Source organism: Nitrospirota bacterium, from assembly GCA_016219645.1.
GTDB lineage: Bacteria > Nitrospirota > Nitrospiria > Nitrospirales > Nitrospiraceae > Palsa-1315.
This window is the reverse complement of sequence record JACRLR010000020.1, coordinates 1-18,566: the sequence shown is the minus strand read 5'-3', so window position 1 is coordinate 18,566 and position 18,566 is coordinate 1. Positions and strand designations below refer to the sequence as shown.

The window sequence follows — 18,566 nt, the reverse complement described above, 5'->3', positions numbered from 1 at the left end:
CGATAACAAGTTAACTTGTCCGGTTTATGTAGCACTAGCCTCAACTTGAAACTCCGCTCTTCATCCTCCAACCCCTCATTCATAATTCCACATTCCTAATTCCTAATTTCCAACCCATAACTCAGAACCTCCCCCAACCCCCTTCCCCCCACTTCCCACTTCCTACTTTCCACTGACTACTGCCCCCTTACGCCTCACGCCTAACCCCTCACGTCCCCCCCCTACTCACCACTGGCCACTCACCATTAATTGCATCTTCTCTGCATGTATAGGATAATGACTATTGTAATAGCTATGACTTGGGAGGAACCACCCGGTCAGCGTTCGCCCGAGAAGCGCTTCGAGCCGCCCTCGGAAAGGTTCAGGTGAAAGAAATGGAAAAGAAACACCGGGAGGGATATAGGCGAAAGCCCGTCGTGAAAGGGGAGTTCAGCGTCTGGGAAGAAGAGCAGGCGAGGTCCTCTTAACCGAGGCGGATGGCATGTCTCGTGACTGCGCGGTAAACCTCGATCACATCCAAACGGTCCCCAAGGGCAAAATTGGTCCAGTGATTACCACCTTGAGTCCGCGAAAGATGTCGGAGCTTCGCTCCGCGTGCCTCTTCGCGCTGGGATTCTAGCCGCATCACCTCCATCGCAATTGTCCACCTCCAATATTCTTCCCCCCTCAACCTTAACCTCAACCTTTCTTCCAGCCCCCCACTCGCTACTCACAACTTACCACTCACTAATTTATGACCACTCACCACTGACTACTCACCACTTGCCACTCGCGACCTCAACCTCAACCTTCCCAAACCGCCTCCCACCTCCAACCTCCCACCTCCAACCTTCTTCATCCCCCTCCCTGCTCAACCTTAACCTTAGCCTCAACCTTCCCCATGCCTCCAACCTCGAACCTCGAACCTCACACCTCCAACGGCCCCGCCTACAGGCTCAGCGTACTACAGGCGAAAGCGGTGCAGCAGGCTGTGCATTAGGTGCAGCCGTCATAAAATCTTTCGTGATCCTCCACCACTCAGCTTCTTCATCCCAATTCATCTGCCATCCACCCCAGATGACTATGCCGTCAGCATATTGCTTGGCTGTTTGTAACTCAAGCAACCAATAAGCCGCCGGCAAATAAGTGCCTCTAAGTGTCGCATTGGAGTCGTGGTATTGCGGCCATAGAAAGACATAGACTGGCTTCCCTCCTGCATAGCGCCGCGCCTCCGCAATCTGGGCTATAGCGTAGGTTCTCCAGCCTGCTCGATCTGGATAAAACGTATAGAGGGAGGGGTAGAGCACATGCACTGCGTTAGCGAGAGGGCGGAGCTGATCGTTTTCACCCATCCAAGCCTGATACTCTGGGCTGGTTAGTCCCTTGACGGCGCGCCAATAGTCCCTGATTGGTGGTGCTCCGTAGTAGCCGACTGATAAGCCAGGCGCCGCATTCTGAAACCATGTCAGTACAGTCATATATTTCTGGAGACTGGATTGCACGATATCCGGTGGGCCCTGGAGCGGCCAATGCTCAATATCGAGGACGACGGGAGCACCTTTCTGGTGGGCTCTTTGTGCCGCAGCCTGCACGAACTCAATAAGTGGAAGACGGTCAGCCTGTTTATACCAGTCAGGTCCGAGCGAGGCTCCGCCGTGGAGTGTGATGGGTTTAATCCCATAGACTGAGAGATCCGGTTTATTCAAATAGCCCATAGCATCGAATATAACAAAGGGCTTGGAGTTAGGAGGAGACTGACCCAAAGCAATCGAAGCAGTTAATGCAAAACCTATCACTACACCTGCTATAGAGAAGCCTATCGTGAATGGTCGCATATTCGTCACTCCTGTTACTTCATCGTCAGTAGATTACGGTCGTGCCGATACAGGCCTTGTTACTCCATCAAGAACGGCTTCCCACGCGGACATGGCATGTCTCATATCAAACCGTTGATCAAACAGAGTACGTGCACGTTCACCTAGACTCACACATCTATCAAGGTGATCGGCAAGATCGCGGATAACGTGACTGAGTTCTTCAGCTTGCCCCTTCTTAACTGAAAAGCCACATTGTCCTTGTTCAAGTATACGCGGGATTTCACCGTTCTTGCTGCCAATAAAGATAGTCGGCCGCCCTGCCGCTGCGATGCCATAGAACTTGCTAGGGACAATTAACCCTTCCATCGAGGGTTCCAGCGAGATGAGGTGAATGTCTGGTACCGTAAGACTGAGCCCCAGTAGCTCCCTTGGCTGATAGGCTTTGAACATCATATTCCTAAGCCCCCTCCGCCTTGTCTCCTCCTCTAGCCGATGTCGCTGTGCACCATCCCCAATAAAAAGGAACAGGACGTTGGCTAACGGGTTTAGTCGCTCGGCAGCATCAAGAATCGTGCCAAATTCATGTACGCGCCCCATGTTTCCCGAATAGCCTACAACAAATCTGTTCCCAAGATTCCAGGCTTTTCTGAGGTCATTCTTCTCTCGATCAACTGGTCGAATCCCAGAGCCATCGGCCCAATTATGGATGACCTGTATGGTATTAGGTTCAATGCCCTCCTCAGTCAGCTTGCCCGCCATTCCATCGCCAATGACCACATTCTTATAGGCTGCTCGAAGAGACCAATTCCGTAAAGACTGCAACAGGCCCTCAAGCCCATTTAATCCCCCTACCCCAAACGCTCGGGCGACTTCAGGGAACAGGTCCTGGATCCAATTGATCAACTTCGCTCTATGAATTTTTACGACTACGGTTGCCACGACTGAGATCAACGGCGGATCAGTTTTGACAACGACCACGTCTCCCGACTTGACCAAGGTGAACAGGCTCCAGGCAGCACTGAGATAAAAAGTCAGATAATCCAAGGTGCGTCCAGGCAAGTTCTGACGCCCAAACTGTGTGGCCCACAGGCGTGTGACTTGCACCCCGTGAACAAAGTCTTGGCTTGGGAGAGTTACATTAGGATCGTCGTGGACCTGTCTGCTTGTAATCACGTGAACTGCTATCCCGGTCTTGGCTAAATAAAAAGCAAGATCGCTCAACAGTTGGCTGGTGGCCGAATGATCAGGGTAAAAAAACCTATTGGTGAAAATGAGTTTGGTCACGGTTGGATTTTGTTGCGGCTAGAGTGGAAGGCATTGCTGTCGACGTCTAAGTTCATAATATTTGCAATCAATCATGAACTCGTAGAAGGCTCGCAGCAAACAAAACGTTAACCCCGCACGCCCCTCAAGGATACCCCCGCGAACAAAGTACAACGCACTAAATATAAATAGAGGTCTGGCGGGCAGAGAATAGGCCAATGCTTTCAATGCTTTCCTCTTTTGAACGGCATCGGAAGCTACGAGGTCCGAGAGTCTCCAATTCGAAGGCCCATTCTTAATTGCCAATTCCGCTTCAGCAGTGGAATAGCGATTATGTTTTTCCATCCATGAATGAAAGCCTTTATTGAATGGGTAATGGTGAAGACAGTTATCTAGAAAGCCCACAGTCCCATCCGTATAATATTCCTCTCCATGACCTCGTCGGACCCCTGAAACGTGTCCTATTCTTGCTAGTCGTTCAAACCAGGTAGGGTAGCCGCTGCTCCGCTTGATCCATTTCCCTAGCAAGTAATCCTTGCGACGCATTTTGAAGAGATGGGTTGTAGCATCGCACTGCGAAACCTTTGACCTAATTTCTTCTGCCAAGTTATTGGGCACAAACTCATCTGCATCGATCATGAGTACCCAGGGGTGTTTGTAGAAAATCTCTTGCAATCCATAATTCCTTTGGCTGGCAAAACTGTCAAATCTGTTTTGGTAAAAGCGGGCACCAGCCTCCTTTACGATGTGCTCAGTTTGGTCAGTGCTAAATGAATCGATGACAACGATATCGTCACTCCATTCAAGCGAAGAAAGACATAAGGGCAGGTTCATTTCTTCGTTGTACGTAAGAATCATGACCGAAACACTCATCCGTCACCCTTCCCTGCGAGCGCACAATAATCGACTTAGCGAAATGTAGAATCCTGCCAGAACGAACTGCCGATGTTTATGAGACACACGAACCGTCTCAGAGCGATCTGCAGGCTAGTAATTCCACCATGTTAGAAATCTGGGAATTAATGGTAGAGCCCTGTGCAAGTCTGACGCGCAATCTCGATGGGCAATGAGCAAATCCTGGCTCTTTGAATTGGTTTTCAAACATTCTTGATGCAAATCTTTGATGGAAAGCTTTTGTAGCCGCCACAGCGGACGGCGAATCGCAAAAATATCACGTTGCATGTTTTCCAGCATTTCAACAAACTCGGAACAGCTGCCCGAACAATGATCAGAAAGGAGTACCGGGTCGAATTCGATAAAACAAAGTGTGCGATGAGGTAGGTTTGAGAACAATTGTCTTCCTCCAGCTAATACTTCATGCTCGAAACCTTGAACGTCTAACTTTACTACCCGAAGTCTCGCAATGTTGAAAATATTTGCCTGGGCAAGATAGTCATCCAAAGGAACAATGCCGACTTCCTCTACCGAGTTCTTTCCCGCACCGAAACTCGCGAATTCCCTAATTCTATGATCTCCCTGGTTAATCGCTGATCGTATTATCATCCCCCTCCCGATATTCCTACCTAGAGCTCTATTTTCAGGGGATACGCAATTAAGTTGTTGGCCCCTAACATTGGCACAGAGGATCTCAAAGTTCGCCTTGTCAGGTTCAAAAGCAAATACATGACCTCGCTCACCGACTCGTAATGCTGCTAGAATCGTGTACCATCCGATATTTGCGCCAATATCGATAAACTGGTCACCTGGGGATAGCAATGAGAGAATAAGAATGGTCTCGAACGGCTCCCACATACCGGACCGACGGATCTTTTCAGAGATAAAAACGTCATTTTCCTTATGAACATAGAACGGGAACCTGCTCATCCCAGGAGGCCTTGCTATTACTTCCTGCATACTTGTGATCATATATACCTTTATGTCTTGGTCGGTTCAGTCTTTTTGCTTAGCGGCCGTTTTGTCCCCCATGGAACGTTTCACATGACTCTTCGACTTATTGATGGTATTTGAAATACAGGTCTCTCCATTCCATAATTTTAGTTTCCCAAGAAAACCTCATAGCATCATTTCTTTTGCTGATCACCACAGGATTAGGCCTATTTGACAGGGCCAAAGATATTTTCTTTCCTGTCGTGCTAAAATCGGAAAAATCTACGAGGTCAGCCGCTGGGTCATGTTGGAAAAGACTTCTGAATGCATCATTGCTGTTTAGGATTAACCGACATCCAGCGGCTTTCGCTTCAATAGCCGAAATGCCAAAACCTTCATAATTTGAAGCTGAGACAAAATTCTCCGCAAGATGGTATTCTTCTAATAGTTCATCCTGGTTCACCTTACCAAGGAATACAACATTTTCGGAGATTCCAAGTGTGTGAGCTAATTCGCCAAATTTCCTACCATGACCATTCTCATCCGGTCCTGCTAATCGCAAACTGAACTGGGCTCCCAGGTTCTTAGCGACGGCAAAGGCGTTCAAGAGGGCGGGGATACCCTTATTCTCTGAAAGTCTCCCAACATATAGGCAGCGCCCATTTTCTTTGGCATCCATGCACAATTGAAGTAGGACAGTGACATCGGCAGCATTTTCCAGAAGAATAACCCGTTCAGATATCTGTTTAAATAGGGCCCTATCACTTTCGCTGCACGCCACTACAACGTTTACTCCATTGAGGATAAATGACTCAATTCCATGAAAATAGATTCGCTTTATACTAAGAAGGGAATTGGTGTGAAATATTCCACCATGAGTAGAGAGAATTATTGGTTTCTTGTGGAGCCACTTTGTCATACCCACGTAATCCAATGGCGCCCCTATACCGTGTACATGGAGGAGGTTGCATTCCTTGAGTAGCTTCAACGGTAGCAGCGTCGGTTTGTAATACTTAAAGTTGAGAAAAGGGATTCTTGTTATGGGCACACCTTGGATCGTTTCCTTTACAGGCAAATTTTCATGATGTCCTCTCATTCTGTTAAAACACAAGACTGACGCTTTAATGCCTACTGAGTCCGAGCGCTTGGCCAACTGTAGAACAAACTCCTCTATCCCGCCTGTGCTTGGCCAAAAATCTGTGCAAATGTGGAGCACCGAGATCATGACAAATCATTCTGAGGGTGAGGAATAAGTCGATCCTTGATTATTGATGCCGGGTTTCCAGCAACCACCTTCCAAGGCAATACATCCTTTGTAACCACTGCCCTTGCCCCAACTACTGCTCCTTGGCCCACCGTCACCCCAGGACCTATAAATGCTCCGGCGCCAATCCATACATCATCCCCAATGACTATCGGCATTTGAACTAGAGGAAAGGTTGGATTGGTGTAGTCGTGTGTCCCACCGCAAAAATAAACATCCTGTGAGATAACGACACGACTACCTATGCTGATTCCGCCAAGATTGTACAAGACGACTCCATGGCTGATGGCAACATGTTTGCCAACACATAAGGCCCAGGGAAAATAAACCCGTACAGATCCGGCAATCTGACATCTCCATGGAAGTTTCGCGCCAAACATTTTCAGAATCCCTGGTCGCAGAAACGTGATTCTTTGCCACGCTAGCCTCCAGACAGTAGTCTGAATCATGTTCCAGACACCACGGACAACATAGGTCCATGGTGGATATGGCTTGCGCTTGCAGGCGTTTGGATTGGTTACAAGAAAGCTCATCTGACATAGTGCCCAGTGAGAAGCAGATACAGTTCTTCAGCGTAGTTACGTGGTGCGGTATGACTCTCTCTCAAGATCTTCCATTAGCTTCGCGGAGGAGCGGTTCATCATAAAAGGCCTATTTTATCCTTGGTTTATTCATTACCGTGAACCATGGAGGTTTGCAAGTTCTCCCTCGAAACGCTTTCAAGCGGCTCCTGGTCTTATCACTCAGCCGTCCTCAGTGGAGTGGCTGCCATGTCCATCTCTTAGGTCCAAATGTCTTAGTGGTGGTCTTAATTTCGAGAGGAGCAGGACAACTTCAACACCACCCCATTTGCGGAGGATCAGTTCGCTGGTGTGACGAACCGGTTTCATTCATAGACCTAACTGGATGTCTTTGAGTCCGGCAGTGGACCACTCTTAATCAGTCAACTATACAATCGGGCTTCACTCCCCCTCCAAGCACCCATCGATAAACGGAATAGATTTGTCCTGCAATCGTGGGCCATGAAAACCTTTTCTCCACCAGGTCCCTTCCGCGCAGCCCCATTGACTGCCGCTCTGTCTGGCTCATGGTGATAAGTTGCCCGATCCCTGCTGCAATCGTCTGTGGGTCTGTTCCGATGCGTATGGCAGCTCCAGTCTCATATCCTTCCGGAATATTACATTCAGGGGTGAGCAGGGCCGGGAGCTTATATGCCCATGCCTCCAATGCTGCAACAGGAAGAGCTTCTCCAAGGGAAGGCAGGATGAAAGCATCTGCCGAGCAGAAGGTTTCTGTCTTCTCGCTTCCGAACTTAGGGCCAATGAACCGCACGTTCTCCTGAATTCCCAAATCACTAGAAAGTGTTCGTAACTCGATTTCATGACCATCCTGGCCCCATCCGGCAATGGTCAAAATCCAATCTTTAAGATGTGAGCTCTCTGATTTGCGAAGGGCATGCCAACCTCGAAGAAGATTTACAAGACCTTTGTGTGGGTGAAGCCTTCCCAGGTAGAGAAGTTCTTTCGGCCTGCCCATATGCTCTGCGAGATGGCTTGATTCGCTCGGCACTTCTACTCCATGCGGGATCAAGCAGATTGGGTTCCAGAGTCCGTAGGCCCGAATTGCTCGCACTTCCGACATCGTGACGGCCTGAAAGCAAGCTGCGTCACGAAGTTGGGCATTCTGGTAAAGCCATCCAGCCAGCCACTTTTTTGCTCGTCCTTTGTCTACCGCCCAAGCAGCCAGCATGCCATGAGTTGTCAAAACATAGGGCTTGTGATGGAATCGAGCCCACCTGCTGCAAGCAACCGACGGATACATCCACAAACCGTGGGCATGTACAAGATCAAGTTTAGCTTCTCGCAAAGTATCAACAAGTTTTGGCGCGTACCCGAAGCTCTTGGGACCTTTTACCATGCAGGTTTTTACCGATACGGGATACCAGTCGACGACGTCTCGCTCAGAAAGGTCATCTTCTAGGCCGAATACTTCAATGTTCATACCGAAGAGACTCTGCAAAGCTTTATTCTGCCCAACCATAGCTCCAAAAATGCCTCCAGCATTGTTTGACACAGAAGTTGTAAGGACCCCTAGTTTCATTTGATAACTCTGGCAATTTCCGATTCACGTAAAGGGGCGACTAATCTTCTCCTAATCTCCCCATCACTAGGTCACGATGATACCTGCCTGAGTACAGAGCTACATGGCACCGAAAATTCTTAAGCACCCCCCGATTTTACTTTCTCACTCGCAGCCTCTAGTGCTGACAAAAATCGTCGCACCATTTCATGCAAGGTAAATTCAACAGCCACCGTTTGACTTGCCTGTCTGGACATTGACAATCGCACCTCTTCGCATGAACCTAGCCTATGCATCATTCTTGCCAGGTGTTCAGCGTTGCCTTCCTCAAATAGCAGACCGTTCATACCTTCATGTAGTGCAGCCACTTCGGGAGACTGGTTCGACATGTTTCGATGAGTGATAACGGGTAGGCCATACCCCATGGCATGCATATTACTTAACCCGATATAGCCGGGATACACGAAAGCCTTGGCGGTAAGAAACCATGGCGCTATCACAGATTGATCGTATAGAGTACCGAGCCAACGGATAGACTCTGTAACGCCCAATTGTCTTGCGAGTTCTTGTAGGTGGAATCGCTCTTCTCCATCTCCAATTATGATTAAAAGAGTCTTGGTGTTCTCACGCAGAAGGAGCGAGAGGGCTTGGATGGCCAAATCGACGCGCGCTTTGGGCGTGACTCTCCCGCAGAATAGGAACACACGTTTATCCAGGAGATTTTCCTGCCATTGAAATTCACGCAAGCGCTCGGTCGTCCACTGTTTTATCGCTCCTTGAATCGGTTCTTGATCGATCGCATTATTGATGGCAAATAGACGTTTGCCAGGAAACCCTATATTTAAGAATTCGTCTCGTTCTCGGTCCGTATAGAGCAACACAACATCCGCCCATTTCATTATTTGCCGGCGCAGGACCCCATTGAGAGAACTCTGCCCCGGCATCGTTCCGATTCCCCACCAGACTGTTGCAACTCCACGGCGTTTGGCATTCCAGAGCAAGGGGTAGTTGCTCAAGAATCTTGGATTCCCGCACACTACCAATACATCACCCGCGGTCAAGCGACTTTCTAGTATCAGCCCTTTTTGCCATAAGGCGCGATCTCCGAAGAAGGCCTTGCAGGGATGATTTAAATGAATAAATGAATGGTGGATATGAGCCGATCGCAAACTCTGTGTTCCAGGAAGTGTTGCGCTGGCGAATACCTGGATGTCGTAACGGCCGTCCCGCGCGAGCGCTTCAAAGAACGGCACGCGGTACTCAGGAACGAGCGGCTGGATTATTTGAATGTTCAGCACCCTTGGTTCCTCGCGCGTGTTTTGTCTCTCTGATTCGGGCAAACGCTGTCGACCTATGTGTTCACTGGATATTGGTTAACAGTCCATTATCTCAGGACTGGATACTTGCCGAATGTTTGAGGAGAAGATTCTTCTGCAAATTCGGTTGTATACACCTGTGACGTGTCCGATAAACATAATTTAGCGTATTTCCCCAGTATGATCGCAAACATGAACGGCTCAAGATTCCCCAACAAACTGCCCTGTTTAAACGCGAGCAATAACGTATACAGAAACATCGCCAAAAGTGCGGCAAAGATTGATCGCTCTTTGGGATCAAGGCGTACAAGCCGAGAACATTGGAGTGCATTCCGTGCCGCCACATAGAGAATCGCCAAAAAAATGGCGAATCCGATCAGCCCTTCTTCTGCCAATATTTCCAAGGGGACAAAATGCGGATAGATCCCCAAGATACGGGGATCATAAGACGCTGAATTTCCGAGCCCGAAAACAACAGTTTCAGGCGAGTTGAACCATAGACGGACGAGATATAAACCCTGGTCAAAACGGCCGGACAGTGCGCCTTCCATTGCCTGCTCGCTCCATCGATTTCCTCCGGCGTAGTATCTTTCTTGCTTGGCCCAGAATTCTTGTAGCGCCCAGGTAGTGATGATAGTCAGGAACAAGACCAGGGCGATCCAAAAGACAAACTGTTTGACATCCTTCATTCTGCGACTAATAGGCCAACACAATGCAGAAAGACAAATCAGCCCCAATAGTTGACCCCGAGAACCTGATCGAATAACAAGGATCACGCAGAGTGCAGCAACGATCCACTTCGTAATTTTCCAGATACGTGAAGAGGGCCATGGGTCCGCTAGTATTGCTGACAGGGCCACCATACCGGCCATTCCTGAGACTGCTAGAGGGTTACCCCGCCCGTATTCGAGCACGATCGTGCGGGCCTCCCAAGGGACGAAGATCAGTAATAGCAGAGTCAATAAAGAACCCGTAAGAATAAATGCTTTGAACGATGTTTGGAGATCATTTCTAGAGGAAATAATCACTGGGGTTAAGACGACAATTGTGAAAACGTAGGGCCATCGGCTTAACAAGACGTTCAGACTCAAATCTGCTCGGGGTGCCCAAATCGCTGTGACAAAGGTATAACTGAATAGGCCGAGCACGAGCCAACCAGCCGCCGTGTAATTTGCAAATAAATTCTGCCCCTTAAGAAGCTTGAAGGTTAGCGCAAGGAGGAGAATCCCCCCTACCGCATAATTTGTAAATGTCTGATTCTGTGCAAAAAAAGGATGCGTTGCTTGACCCCATTGCTCTAGGCCGAACATGCACAGTACTCCTGCCAATGCAACTGCGGGATACTTCCAGAGAGCAAGAAGCAGGCTCCCCACAATGGCTAAATAACTAATCAACCCGATCATAGCTGCTTATCCACTTAATGGAGCGACTCAGAAATACGTCCACTGGCTAAGCTGATGAGATCTGAAAAGCTCTCTCGCAGAAACAATCGTGTAAGTCCCGCATACACAACGCAATAGACGGCCAGCAGCAAGGCCCCCTGCCATGGATTCGTCATGTCGAACCTTCCCAAGCTCCCAAGCATGAAACACATCATCACCGCTATGAGCCCAATTCCAAAAGTTTGCCCGATCGGCGCAAAGACATTCTTTATTGGAGTCCTAAGCCGGAATGCAGCAGATCCGCAGTAGAACAATGTGAAGATCAAATTATAGCCGCTGACGACCGCGGCAATTGAAAACAGGCTGCCCCACCATGCACCGACTGCCCCAGCTACGATTATCCCTATTCCATCCGACATGAACAGCAACGACACTACTCTCCACTCTCCTCGTGCCTCCAAGATGGATCTGCATATGGGAATAATTAATCGGACCGGCATGGTCAAAGAAAGAAGTTGAACGACTGGAATGGCGCTATCCCATTTCCCTGCCCACAGATAATGAATGAGCGGCTCCGCACCGATTAGGAGAGCAAAGCAGGCAAACGTAGCACCGATTGTCATCAACCGGACTCCCCTATGAAAGATGGCTTCTTGCCGTACAGAATTCCCACTGAGGAGCGAGAACGAGGGCAACAGGACTGCATCGAGGCTGCTGGTAATCAGTGCCACCAGTGCCAAGCTAAGCTGGAATCCAAAAAAGTATACACCAAGAACTTCTTTGCTCTGCAGAAGGCTTATCGCAAGGTAGTCCCCGTTCAGAGCTAATGCGCCGGCTAATGCAGTCAGCATTATCCACCGAGCGTCTCGCAAGATGCCACGGATGATCGGCCAGGTGAGTGCCTGACTAGCCGGCAATCCACCCGCCCAATACCATCCGAGACCCGTTTCAAATACTGCAACGAGAATCATCGGAAGCACGAAGCTGATCGGGCCAAAACCTGCCAAAGCAAATCCGACCATCGCGGTATAACGAAGGGCTGCAGAAGACATCGCCAGCTTCGCGATCTTGGCAAACTCGAGGCTTGAAGAGAGCTTAGCCTGAAAAATCATCGATGCCGATCCAAGGGGGAGGGTGAGAGCAAGGATCCAGACCATTTGAGTCAGGGGAGGACTTTGATAGAACGATGACAGAAACGGAGCGGCTATGGCCAGAAGCATGAAACCGACTAGGTTAAAGATGAGAGCGATTTTCAGGTAGATCGCCGCGAGATCGGCATATTGAGCGCCTTTTTGAATTAAGAGACGCTGAGTCCCGCCATTTCTCAATGCCATGACAACGGTTGACCAAGAAATGGTGATCGCATACAGCGCAAAGTCTTCTTTCGAGAGCAGCCATCCAAGGACCAGCTGCGCTCCAAAGCTTGCTCCTTTACTTATTGCCGCCCCGAGAAGCGACCACAGCATTCCCCCTGCGGCCACCTTGCCCAGGCGTATAGAAGGTTTCGTGTCGGACTGTTCTATAGGAGTATTGTAAGAGATCATGAGATTGACGTAGCTTTTTCTTGGAATCGGTGATCGACCAAATCCAGCTCTATTGCTTCAGGCCGTGACTGTTCTCAATCTGTACTCTGATGACTGTGGAAAAACAGCGCCCTTAACTTACTTCACTGATGTAAGGACTCTTTGTGGTTGCCGATTCGCATAATTGTCCCAACCGTAGGGCTTGCTCTTAAGGTCTCATACGCCTCAAACGTTTGCGCAAGAAAGCGGTTAAGCCTGAAATGTTTTTGACCACGGGCATACGCATGCCGCCTCATCGCTTTTAGGCCACTCAGGTCAGCAGCCATTTTGATAAGCTTGGAGGTCAAATCTTCTACATCGCCACTCCGAAACATGAAACCGGTGATGCCCTCCTCGACCAGTTCGGACGTTCCGCCGGAATCTGACGCAATCAATGGAAGACCGTCCAGAAGCGTTTCGCACACCCATACGCTGCAAGGTTCGGGGCTGATTCGGCATTGAAGACCCAGGGCATAAGACTGGTGAAGCAGCCGGAGGTCTTTAGAAAAACCCATGAAACGGATACACTCTTGTGGCCTGGATTGTTCGGCTAATGTTCTCAGCCGATCGAAGTACGAATTATTGTCCAGCGGTCCTCCAAATACATCTAACTGCACATCATGTCCTGCCGCTCTAGCCGAAAGCACAGCTTGCACCGCCAAATGGTGACCTTTATCTTCGATTAAGCGTCCGGCGATGACGCATCGAATCGGATTAAGTTCCAGGTCATTCGGCCCGTCGAAAATCACATTTGCAGCATTATGAATCGTATGTATCGGAACGCCTGCCCCACGCCAGTTTGATGCAATAAAATCGCTGACTGGAATCAGGAGGTCGGCACCCCATCGTGCAAGAGAATGATTCAACTTAACGCCATACCCGAACAACCGGCTGGAAGTCATGTTTCCATGGATATGCCAGACAGATGAATAGCCTAGTCTACGCATATGACCGGCTATCATGTGTTGTGGCAACCAGTGAGCATGGATAATTCTTACGCCTAGGCTTTGAAGCAGCCTGTGAAGCCGCAACGCGTCTCGGCGCGCAAGAAACATGGCACGAGGGAATCGGCTAAGGGTTTGAATAGAGCTCGTTGCAGTGAAGCCGGCAAGCCCCTCAACAAGATGGACATGATTCCCGTTTTGTTTAAGCCAGTCATACATGGCTCCTGGACCAAGGCACACAAAGTGGAATTCTGGGACATTCTGTGCATACTGTTTCAGTACAGCGGCAACACCATAGCCGTCGTCGCCCTTGCAAAGCATTGCAACTTCGCGTGCGTGAATGGTGGTCTCGGACTTGGGTTTCTCTGACCGATCCACTTCCCTTACCCCATCTATAGAGTAGACCACCTCCGCTACTGGCTATCCAAGGCATGGTTTCTTAGCCACCACGGAATAGTCAATGCAGTGCCCACCATCGGTGTACTGGTAACGGGAGTCCAAGGCCGTGAACATCACTGCCAGAAACAAGAAGATCGGCTTAAGCAAGAATGCCAATAGCGCGAAGGCCATCCCAACCACACCTCCGCCATAATCTCTTGGTTTGAGTGATAAAAAGTGGCGTGCAAGATTCAACTGATGAGAGAGTGTGCCGTAATATCCCCCCAACCACTCAATTCGGCATTCTTGAAATCCAGCTTGCTCAAGCAAGTATCGTAGACCGAACTGTGTATAACGGAAATAATCGTGGGGCGTTTCATGCTCCTCAAAATAGAATGGTGTGCTAAGCCAGAGAGTTCCGCCTGGGATGAGCACGCGATGCAGTTCCTTAAGCGCCTTCAGTGGTTCCGGAACATGCTCGAGAACCTGGGTGCATAAGACAGCGTCGTAACGATCATCCTCGACAGGAATAGAGGAGATGTCGCATCTTATCGTCACGTTATCGTAGGCTTTCTCTGTCCTCAAGCAATGGTCAGTGGCTTCATAGACGCAATGCGAGAATAGGCTCCTGTAAGGAGAGTCTCCCGCTCCCGCATCGAGTATCCGTGCCTTGGGTGTGATCGAGACCGCCGCACGTTTTACGAATGATTCAATATGCGTTCTCCCAGCAGACAGTTGAACCCGCATACCAACCCTCCCCTATTACTCACTCGCCCTGTAAAATCTTAACCAAGAAGACCGAAAGGGGTCTTCCTTGGAAATGCTCTGGTCTTGTCCAAGCTTGTTTGTTTGGTTTATTTGGTTTGTCTCGTTTGTTTAGTTGAACCTGACCTTCCCCCGTTTGTTACACCACGGCCAACGAAGTTGACTCCTGTACTGCCTGGGGCCGGTTATGATGGTGGTTGATGAATTCCATGGGCGTTACATCCCCGATGGAGCTGTGCGTCCGCTCTTCATTGTATTCCTGTCGCCAGGCTTCAATCACGAGCTGGGCTTCCTGCAGCGTCAGAAACCAGTGCTCGTTCAAACATTCATCCCGAAACTTACCGTTGAAGCTCTCGATAAATGCATTCTGCACCGGCTTTCCCGGCTGGATGAACTGCAGGTGCACGCCGTGCTGAGTGGCCCACGCAGCCAAGGCGGTGCCAGCGAATTCAGGGCCGTTGTCGAGCATCACGGTCTCCGGCAATGGTCGCGTGAGAAACAGCCGATCCAGAACCCGACACACCCGGGCACCCCCAATGGAGATATCCACTTCAATCACCGGCACCTCTTTCGAGTACGGATCGGTCATCGTCAAACATTTGAAGCGCCGACCATTGACGAGCCGGTCATGCACAAAGTCCATCGCATACCAGCGTCCCGGCTCGGTGGGCAGCGGGCGCTCGATGCGGGGGACCGCCGTGGCTTTCTTTCGCGCCCGGCGCCGCAGCGAGAGCCCTTCTTCCCGATAGAGCCGCTCGACCTTCTTGTGATTGACGGGCCACCCCTCCCGGCGTAGCCACACATAGATCCGTGGACAGCCATATCGGCGCTTGGCCTCGGCCATCTCTCGCACCCTCGCCCGAAGTTTCTGGTCGTCTGATCGGCGGCTCTGGTAGCGTAGCGTATTCCGATCGACGTCCACCAACTGGCACACCCGTCGTTGACTGAGCCCAAAGCGTGCGACAACCTCCTGAGCTGCCGCCCTCTTCGCCTTGGGCCTTACCAGTTTTTTGCGGTAATGGCCTTCAGCGCCTGGATGTCCAGCGCTTGCTCGGCCACCATCTGCTTCAAGCGCCGGTTTTCATCCTCCAGCTGGCGGAGTTTCTTCACGTCGCTGACTTCGAGCCCGGCATATTTCGTTCGCCATTTATAGAACGTCGCATCCGAGATGCCGTGCTTGCGACAGAGCTCTTGGACTCCAATGCCCGCCTGGGCATCCTTGAGCACTGCAATAATCTGTTCCTCCGTGTGCCGTTTCCGTGTCATGGCCCCCTCCTGTGGGCCCCATCTCAGCATAGTGGCACTTCCAAGCCAATGGCCTAGTTTTCGGGGGGAAGGTCAAACCAGACCAACTAGATGAACGAAACAAACCAAATAAACGAAAGAAACCAGATGAACCAGATGGGGAAAACTTATCTGATTCTGCCAGTTTCCACAACTGATTGGGTGTTTGGGGCAAAGAGTGTTGGAGGCTGGAGGTTCGAGGTTGGAGGGGGTGGGAGGAAAGAGTGTTGGAGGCTAGAGGAAAGGTTGAGGCTAAGGTTGAGGTTGAGGGGGAGGAATGTTGGAGGTTAGAGGTGTGAGGTTGGAGGTTCGAGGCGGGACTGGTGATGTCACGCGACTTGACCAGCGGGAGTTGTCTTGCTAGGCTCACAGTCACGTTGTGCTCCCAAAAATGAGCGAGGACTGCGAGGCACCCCATGAAGACTATTTCTATCGAGATGCCGGAAGAAGTGCTGGCGGCGTTGAAGGAAACGCCGGAGGAATTCTCCCGTGAGATCCGAATGGCGGCGGCGGCTAAGCTCTATGAATTGGGCAAGCTTTCTTCTGGACGAGCGGCTGAACTCGCCGGTGTTTCCCGAGTCAGTTTCCTCCAAGCACTCGCCCGTTATGGCGTCTCTCTGTTCGATGAAACAGAGGAGGAGTTGAAGCAGGACCTCCGTCATGCCTGATCGGGTCATTTGCGATACGTCTCCCCTCTTCTACCTCCACCGACTCAGACATCTCGCACTCCTCCAAAAACTGTATCGCCGTATCCTGGTGCCGGAAGCTGTGATCACCGAGTTACTCGCGGGGCGCGACCAGGGGGAAGATGTGCCCGTTCTTACTCAATACGATTGGATCGAAGTTCACCGCGTTCGCACCCAGAATGTACTCCCGCTGATTTCCGATCTAGGCTCTGGTGAAACAGAAGTCCTAACTCTGGCTCTTGAGGAGCCAGATAGCTTGGTGATCCTGGATGATCGCTATGCGCGCGAGATCGCGATCCAGCGGAATATACGATTGACAGGAACTGCAGGTGTCCTCTTACGGGCTAAAAGTGAGGGGTATCTTCCTGCGGTGAAACCTGTTCTTGACGAATTATCACGGTTGGGTTTTCACCTCAGCAAGGTCGTGCAACGGAGAATCTTGGCATGCGCCCAGGAGTAATCCTTGTTGGTTGACGGAAAGGATGAGCCCACAAGGTTCAGGTTGCGGTTGAGGGGCAAAGAGCGTTGGAGGGTGGAGGCAAGAAGAAAGGTTGAGGTTGAGGTTAAGGTTGAGCGGGGAAGGGGGGCAGACGTGAGGGGTTAGGGGTGAGGGGTAAGGGGCGGTGGTGAGTGGGGGGACAGAATGTTGGAGGTTAGAGGTTGGAGGCGACTGGGGGAAGGTTGAGGGGGGAGGCAGGAAGAGAGGTTGAGGTTGAGGGTGAGGCATGGAGAAAGGCTGAAGGCTGAAGGCCGAAGGTGGATTGGGGAAGGTTGAGGTTGAGAGTAGTAAGTGGTGAGTAGGAAGTAGGAAGTGGGGGGGGAGCGGGAGGAACGTTGGAGGGCGGAGGAGGCAAGTCGGGGGTAGCAGGGGTAGAGGATATGGGGGTAAGGGGTACAGGCTGAAGGGCTCAAAATTGGTGAGTAGTCAGTGGTCAGTGGCAAGTGGTGAGTGAGGAGAAGAATGTTGGAGGATAGGGTGGCGAGTTTCATGTTCCACATTTCAGGTTTCAAGGTTCAGGGCTCAAGTTGCGGGGAGGAAAGTTGGAGGCATAAGGAAGGTTGAGGCGGCTGGGGAAAGATTGACACTCGGTGCGTGGTACGAGATACTCTTTTCGGAGAGTCACTATTGGAGAAGGGCTATCCATGCGGAGCGCTGAGAAAAAACGAGCGACAGTTCCGCCTACCCGCCGCCGCGTTGGATTGAAGACCGCAGCGCGGAACAAGGAACAGGCCAACCCGTTTCGCAAGCTGAGGGGCGTTGCCGCGCACCCCGTCGACGTGGATCGCTACCTCGACTCCATACGAGGGCGATGATCACGGCCCTAGATACCAGTGTCTTATTGGATGTCCTGGCCAACGATCCCAAACATGTCGATCGATCAGAAGCGCTACTCCTTCAAGCCTACCAGCAAGGTTCCTTGATTATTTCTCCTGCAGTCTATGCTGAGCTGGTTCCTCAGGCTCGAAATCGTGATGAGCTTGATGGCTGGCTACAGCAGGTCCGCATTCGTGTTTCTCCATTTACAGCTGACCATGCGTACACAGCCGGGGTTGCGCATGCGGCCTATCGCAAGGCTGGTGGCAAGCGCCAGCGCATTTTGGCCGATTTTCTTATTGGTGCACATGCCTTTCATGAAGCTGATCGACTCCTTACCCGCGATCGTGGATTCTTCCGCCGGTACTTTTCAAGCCTTACGATTCTCCCTGCGTAACAAAATAGGTCGTCAAACATCCAAACCCAAGACCGTGAATCAGCCCAATAGAGGGTCGTTGAAGAGGGGATCATTAGTCGTGCGTGCGACGGAGGCAGGTTGAAATGGTCTGTCTTGTCTGTCTGGTCTGGAGAAGTGGCTGTCTGGAGAAATAAGCTAGGCGAAGAAACGGTGTCAGCAACTGTCTTGAGATTTAGGCATGGTGTGCCCCCACTTCTTGCCAGGGCGTCCGATGTTTCAGCATCGCATTGAGAATCGTCAGCAACTTGCGCATGCAGGCGGTGAGTACCACTTTCTTCGCTTTCCCT

17 protein-coding genes are annotated in these 18,566 nt (G+C 50.7%); 3 read left to right on the top strand and 14 right to left on the bottom strand.

Going from position 1 to position 18,566, the window contains the following annotated elements:
- Window positions 1-935: 935 nt before the first annotated feature.
- The 13 genes from HZB34_09270 to HZB34_09210 all read right to left on the bottom strand — a co-directional run bounded on the left by HZB34_09270 (window position 936) and on the right by HZB34_09210 (window position 15,842).
- A complete protein-coding gene (locus HZB34_09270; protein ID MBI5316148.1) occupies window positions 936-1,694 on the bottom strand; it encodes a hypothetical protein in 759 nt (252 codons plus the stop codon).
- 153 nt (window positions 1,695-1,847) lie between these two features.
- The gene (locus HZB34_09265) at window positions 1,848-3,080 is read right to left on the bottom strand and encodes a glycosyltransferase family 4 protein (GenBank protein MBI5316147.1); all 1,233 of its coding nucleotides are present in this window, start codon (window positions 3,078-3,080) and stop codon (window positions 1,848-1,850) included.
- Between the two features lie 18 nt (window positions 3,081-3,098).
- Window positions 3,099-3,932, bottom strand: coding sequence for a glycosyltransferase family 2 protein (locus HZB34_09260; protein ID MBI5316146.1), 834 nt, complete (start codon window positions 3,930-3,932; stop codon window positions 3,099-3,101).
- A 114-nt stretch (window positions 3,933-4,046) separates the two neighbouring features.
- Window positions 4,047-4,913: an FkbM family methyltransferase gene (locus tag HZB34_09255; GenBank protein MBI5316145.1), complete on the bottom strand. Its 867-nt coding sequence runs from the start codon at window positions 4,911-4,913 to the stop codon at window positions 4,047-4,049.
- 97 nt (window positions 4,914-5,010) lie between these two features.
- The gene (locus HZB34_09250; protein MBI5316144.1) at window positions 5,011-6,111 is read right to left on the bottom strand and encodes a glycosyltransferase family 4 protein; all 1,101 of its coding nucleotides are present in this window, start codon (window positions 6,109-6,111) and stop codon (window positions 5,011-5,013) included.
- Window positions 6,108-6,530, bottom strand: coding sequence for a putative colanic acid biosynthesis acetyltransferase (locus tag HZB34_09245; protein MBI5316143.1), 423 nt, complete (start codon window positions 6,528-6,530; stop codon window positions 6,108-6,110). Before HZB34_09245 ends, HZB34_09250 begins: the two co-directional genes overlap by 4 nt.
- Window positions 6,531-7,089: 559 nt before the next feature.
- Window positions 7,090-8,190: a glycosyltransferase gene (locus tag HZB34_09240; GenBank protein MBI5316142.1), complete on the bottom strand. Its 1,101-nt coding sequence runs from the start codon at window positions 8,188-8,190 to the stop codon at window positions 7,090-7,092.
- 179 nt (window positions 8,191-8,369) lie between these two features.
- The gene (locus HZB34_09235) at window positions 8,370-9,527 is read right to left on the bottom strand and encodes a glycosyltransferase family 4 protein (GenBank protein MBI5316141.1); all 1,158 of its coding nucleotides are present in this window, start codon (window positions 9,525-9,527) and stop codon (window positions 8,370-8,372) included.
- A gap of 86 nt (window positions 9,528-9,613) precedes the next feature.
- A complete protein-coding gene (locus HZB34_09230) occupies window positions 9,614-10,948 on the bottom strand; it encodes a hypothetical protein (GenBank protein ID MBI5316140.1) in 1,335 nt (444 codons plus the stop codon).
- 14 nt (window positions 10,949-10,962) lie between these two features.
- Window positions 10,963-12,393, bottom strand: a complete 1,431-nt coding sequence (locus HZB34_09225; protein ID MBI5316139.1) for an oligosaccharide flippase family protein — start codon at window positions 12,391-12,393, stop codon at window positions 10,963-10,965.
- Between the two features lie 200 nt (window positions 12,394-12,593).
- The gene (locus tag HZB34_09220) at window positions 12,594-13,811 is read right to left on the bottom strand and encodes a glycosyltransferase family 4 protein (GenBank protein MBI5316138.1); all 1,218 of its coding nucleotides are present in this window, start codon (window positions 13,809-13,811) and stop codon (window positions 12,594-12,596) included.
- Window positions 13,812-13,853: 42 nt separating this feature from the next.
- Window positions 13,854-14,558, bottom strand: coding sequence for a class I SAM-dependent methyltransferase (locus HZB34_09215; GenBank protein ID MBI5316137.1), 705 nt, complete (start codon window positions 14,556-14,558; stop codon window positions 13,854-13,856).
- Window positions 14,559-14,715: 157 nt separating this feature from the next.
- A protein-coding gene (locus tag HZB34_09210; GenBank protein MBI5316136.1) for an IS3 family transposase occupies window positions 14,716-15,842 on the bottom strand; the annotation gives its coding sequence in 2 pieces (ribosomal slippage) (window positions 14,716-15,590 and window positions 15,590-15,842; 1,128 coding nt in all).
- Window positions 15,843-16,276: 434 nt separating this feature from the next.
- Here HZB34_09210 and HZB34_09205 point away from each other — a divergent pair.
- From HZB34_09205 to HZB34_09195, 3 genes are all read left to right on the top strand, one after another.
- Complete coding sequence (locus HZB34_09205) at window positions 16,277-16,528, top strand: UPF0175 family protein (GenBank protein MBI5316135.1); 252 nt, start codon at window positions 16,277-16,279, stop codon at window positions 16,526-16,528.
- Window positions 16,521-17,006 (top strand): DUF3368 domain-containing protein, encoded by a 486-nt coding sequence (locus tag HZB34_09200; protein MBI5316134.1) that lies wholly within the window; start codon window positions 16,521-16,523, stop codon window positions 17,004-17,006. Before HZB34_09205 ends, HZB34_09200 begins: the two co-directional genes overlap by 8 nt.
- A gap of 850 nt (window positions 17,007-17,856) precedes the next feature.
- Complete coding sequence (locus HZB34_09195) at window positions 17,857-18,258, top strand: PIN domain-containing protein (GenBank protein MBI5316133.1); 402 nt, start codon at window positions 17,857-17,859, stop codon at window positions 18,256-18,258.
- Between the two features lie 193 nt (window positions 18,259-18,451).
- On the opposite strand, the gene HZB34_09190 is transcribed toward HZB34_09195, so the two are convergent.
- The coding region (locus HZB34_09190) for an IS110 family transposase (protein MBI5316132.1) at window positions 18,452-18,566 on the bottom strand (115 nt) is incomplete at its 5' end.

What these genes read in the sequence shown, in the direction of transcription:
- HZB34_09255 (MBI5316145.1), bottom strand. Translation starts at nt 4,913, where the DNA reads ATGCAGGAAGTAATAGCAAGGCCTCCTGGGATGAGCAGGTTCCCGTTC.
- HZB34_09200 (MBI5316134.1), top strand. Translation starts at nt 16,521, where the DNA reads ATGCCTGATCGGGTCATTTGCGATACGTCTCCCCTCTTCTACCTCCAC.
- HZB34_09245 (MBI5316143.1), bottom strand. Translation starts at nt 6,530, where the DNA reads ATGTTTGGCGCGAAACTTCCATGGAGATGTCAGATTGCCGGATCTGTA.
- HZB34_09230 (MBI5316140.1), bottom strand. Translation starts at nt 10,948, where the DNA reads ATGATCGGGTTGATTAGTTATTTAGCCATTGTGGGGAGCCTGCTTCTT.
- HZB34_09205 (MBI5316135.1), top strand. Translation starts at nt 16,277, where the DNA reads ATGAAGACTATTTCTATCGAGATGCCGGAAGAAGTGCTGGCGGCGTTG.
- HZB34_09195 (MBI5316133.1), top strand. Translation starts at nt 17,857, where the DNA reads ATGATCACGGCCCTAGATACCAGTGTCTTATTGGATGTCCTGGCCAAC.
- HZB34_09250 (MBI5316144.1), bottom strand. Translation starts at nt 6,111, where the DNA reads ATGATCTCGGTGCTCCACATTTGCACAGATTTTTGGCCAAGCACAGGC.
- HZB34_09215 (MBI5316137.1), bottom strand. Translation starts at nt 14,558, where the DNA reads ATGCGGGTTCAACTGTCTGCTGGGAGAACGCATATTGAATCATTCGTA.
- HZB34_09260 (MBI5316146.1), bottom strand. Translation starts at nt 3,932, where the DNA reads ATGAGTGTTTCGGTCATGATTCTTACGTACAACGAAGAAATGAACCTG.
- HZB34_09270 (MBI5316148.1), bottom strand. Translation starts at nt 1,694, where the DNA reads ATGGGCTATTTGAATAAACCGGATCTCTCAGTCTATGGGATTAAACCC.
- HZB34_09240 (MBI5316142.1), bottom strand. Translation starts at nt 8,190, where the DNA reads ATGGTTGGGCAGAATAAAGCTTTGCAGAGTCTCTTCGGTATGAACATT.
- HZB34_09225 (MBI5316139.1), bottom strand. Translation starts at nt 12,393, where the DNA reads ATGCTGTGGTCGCTTCTCGGGGCGGCAATAAGTAAAGGAGCAAGCTTT.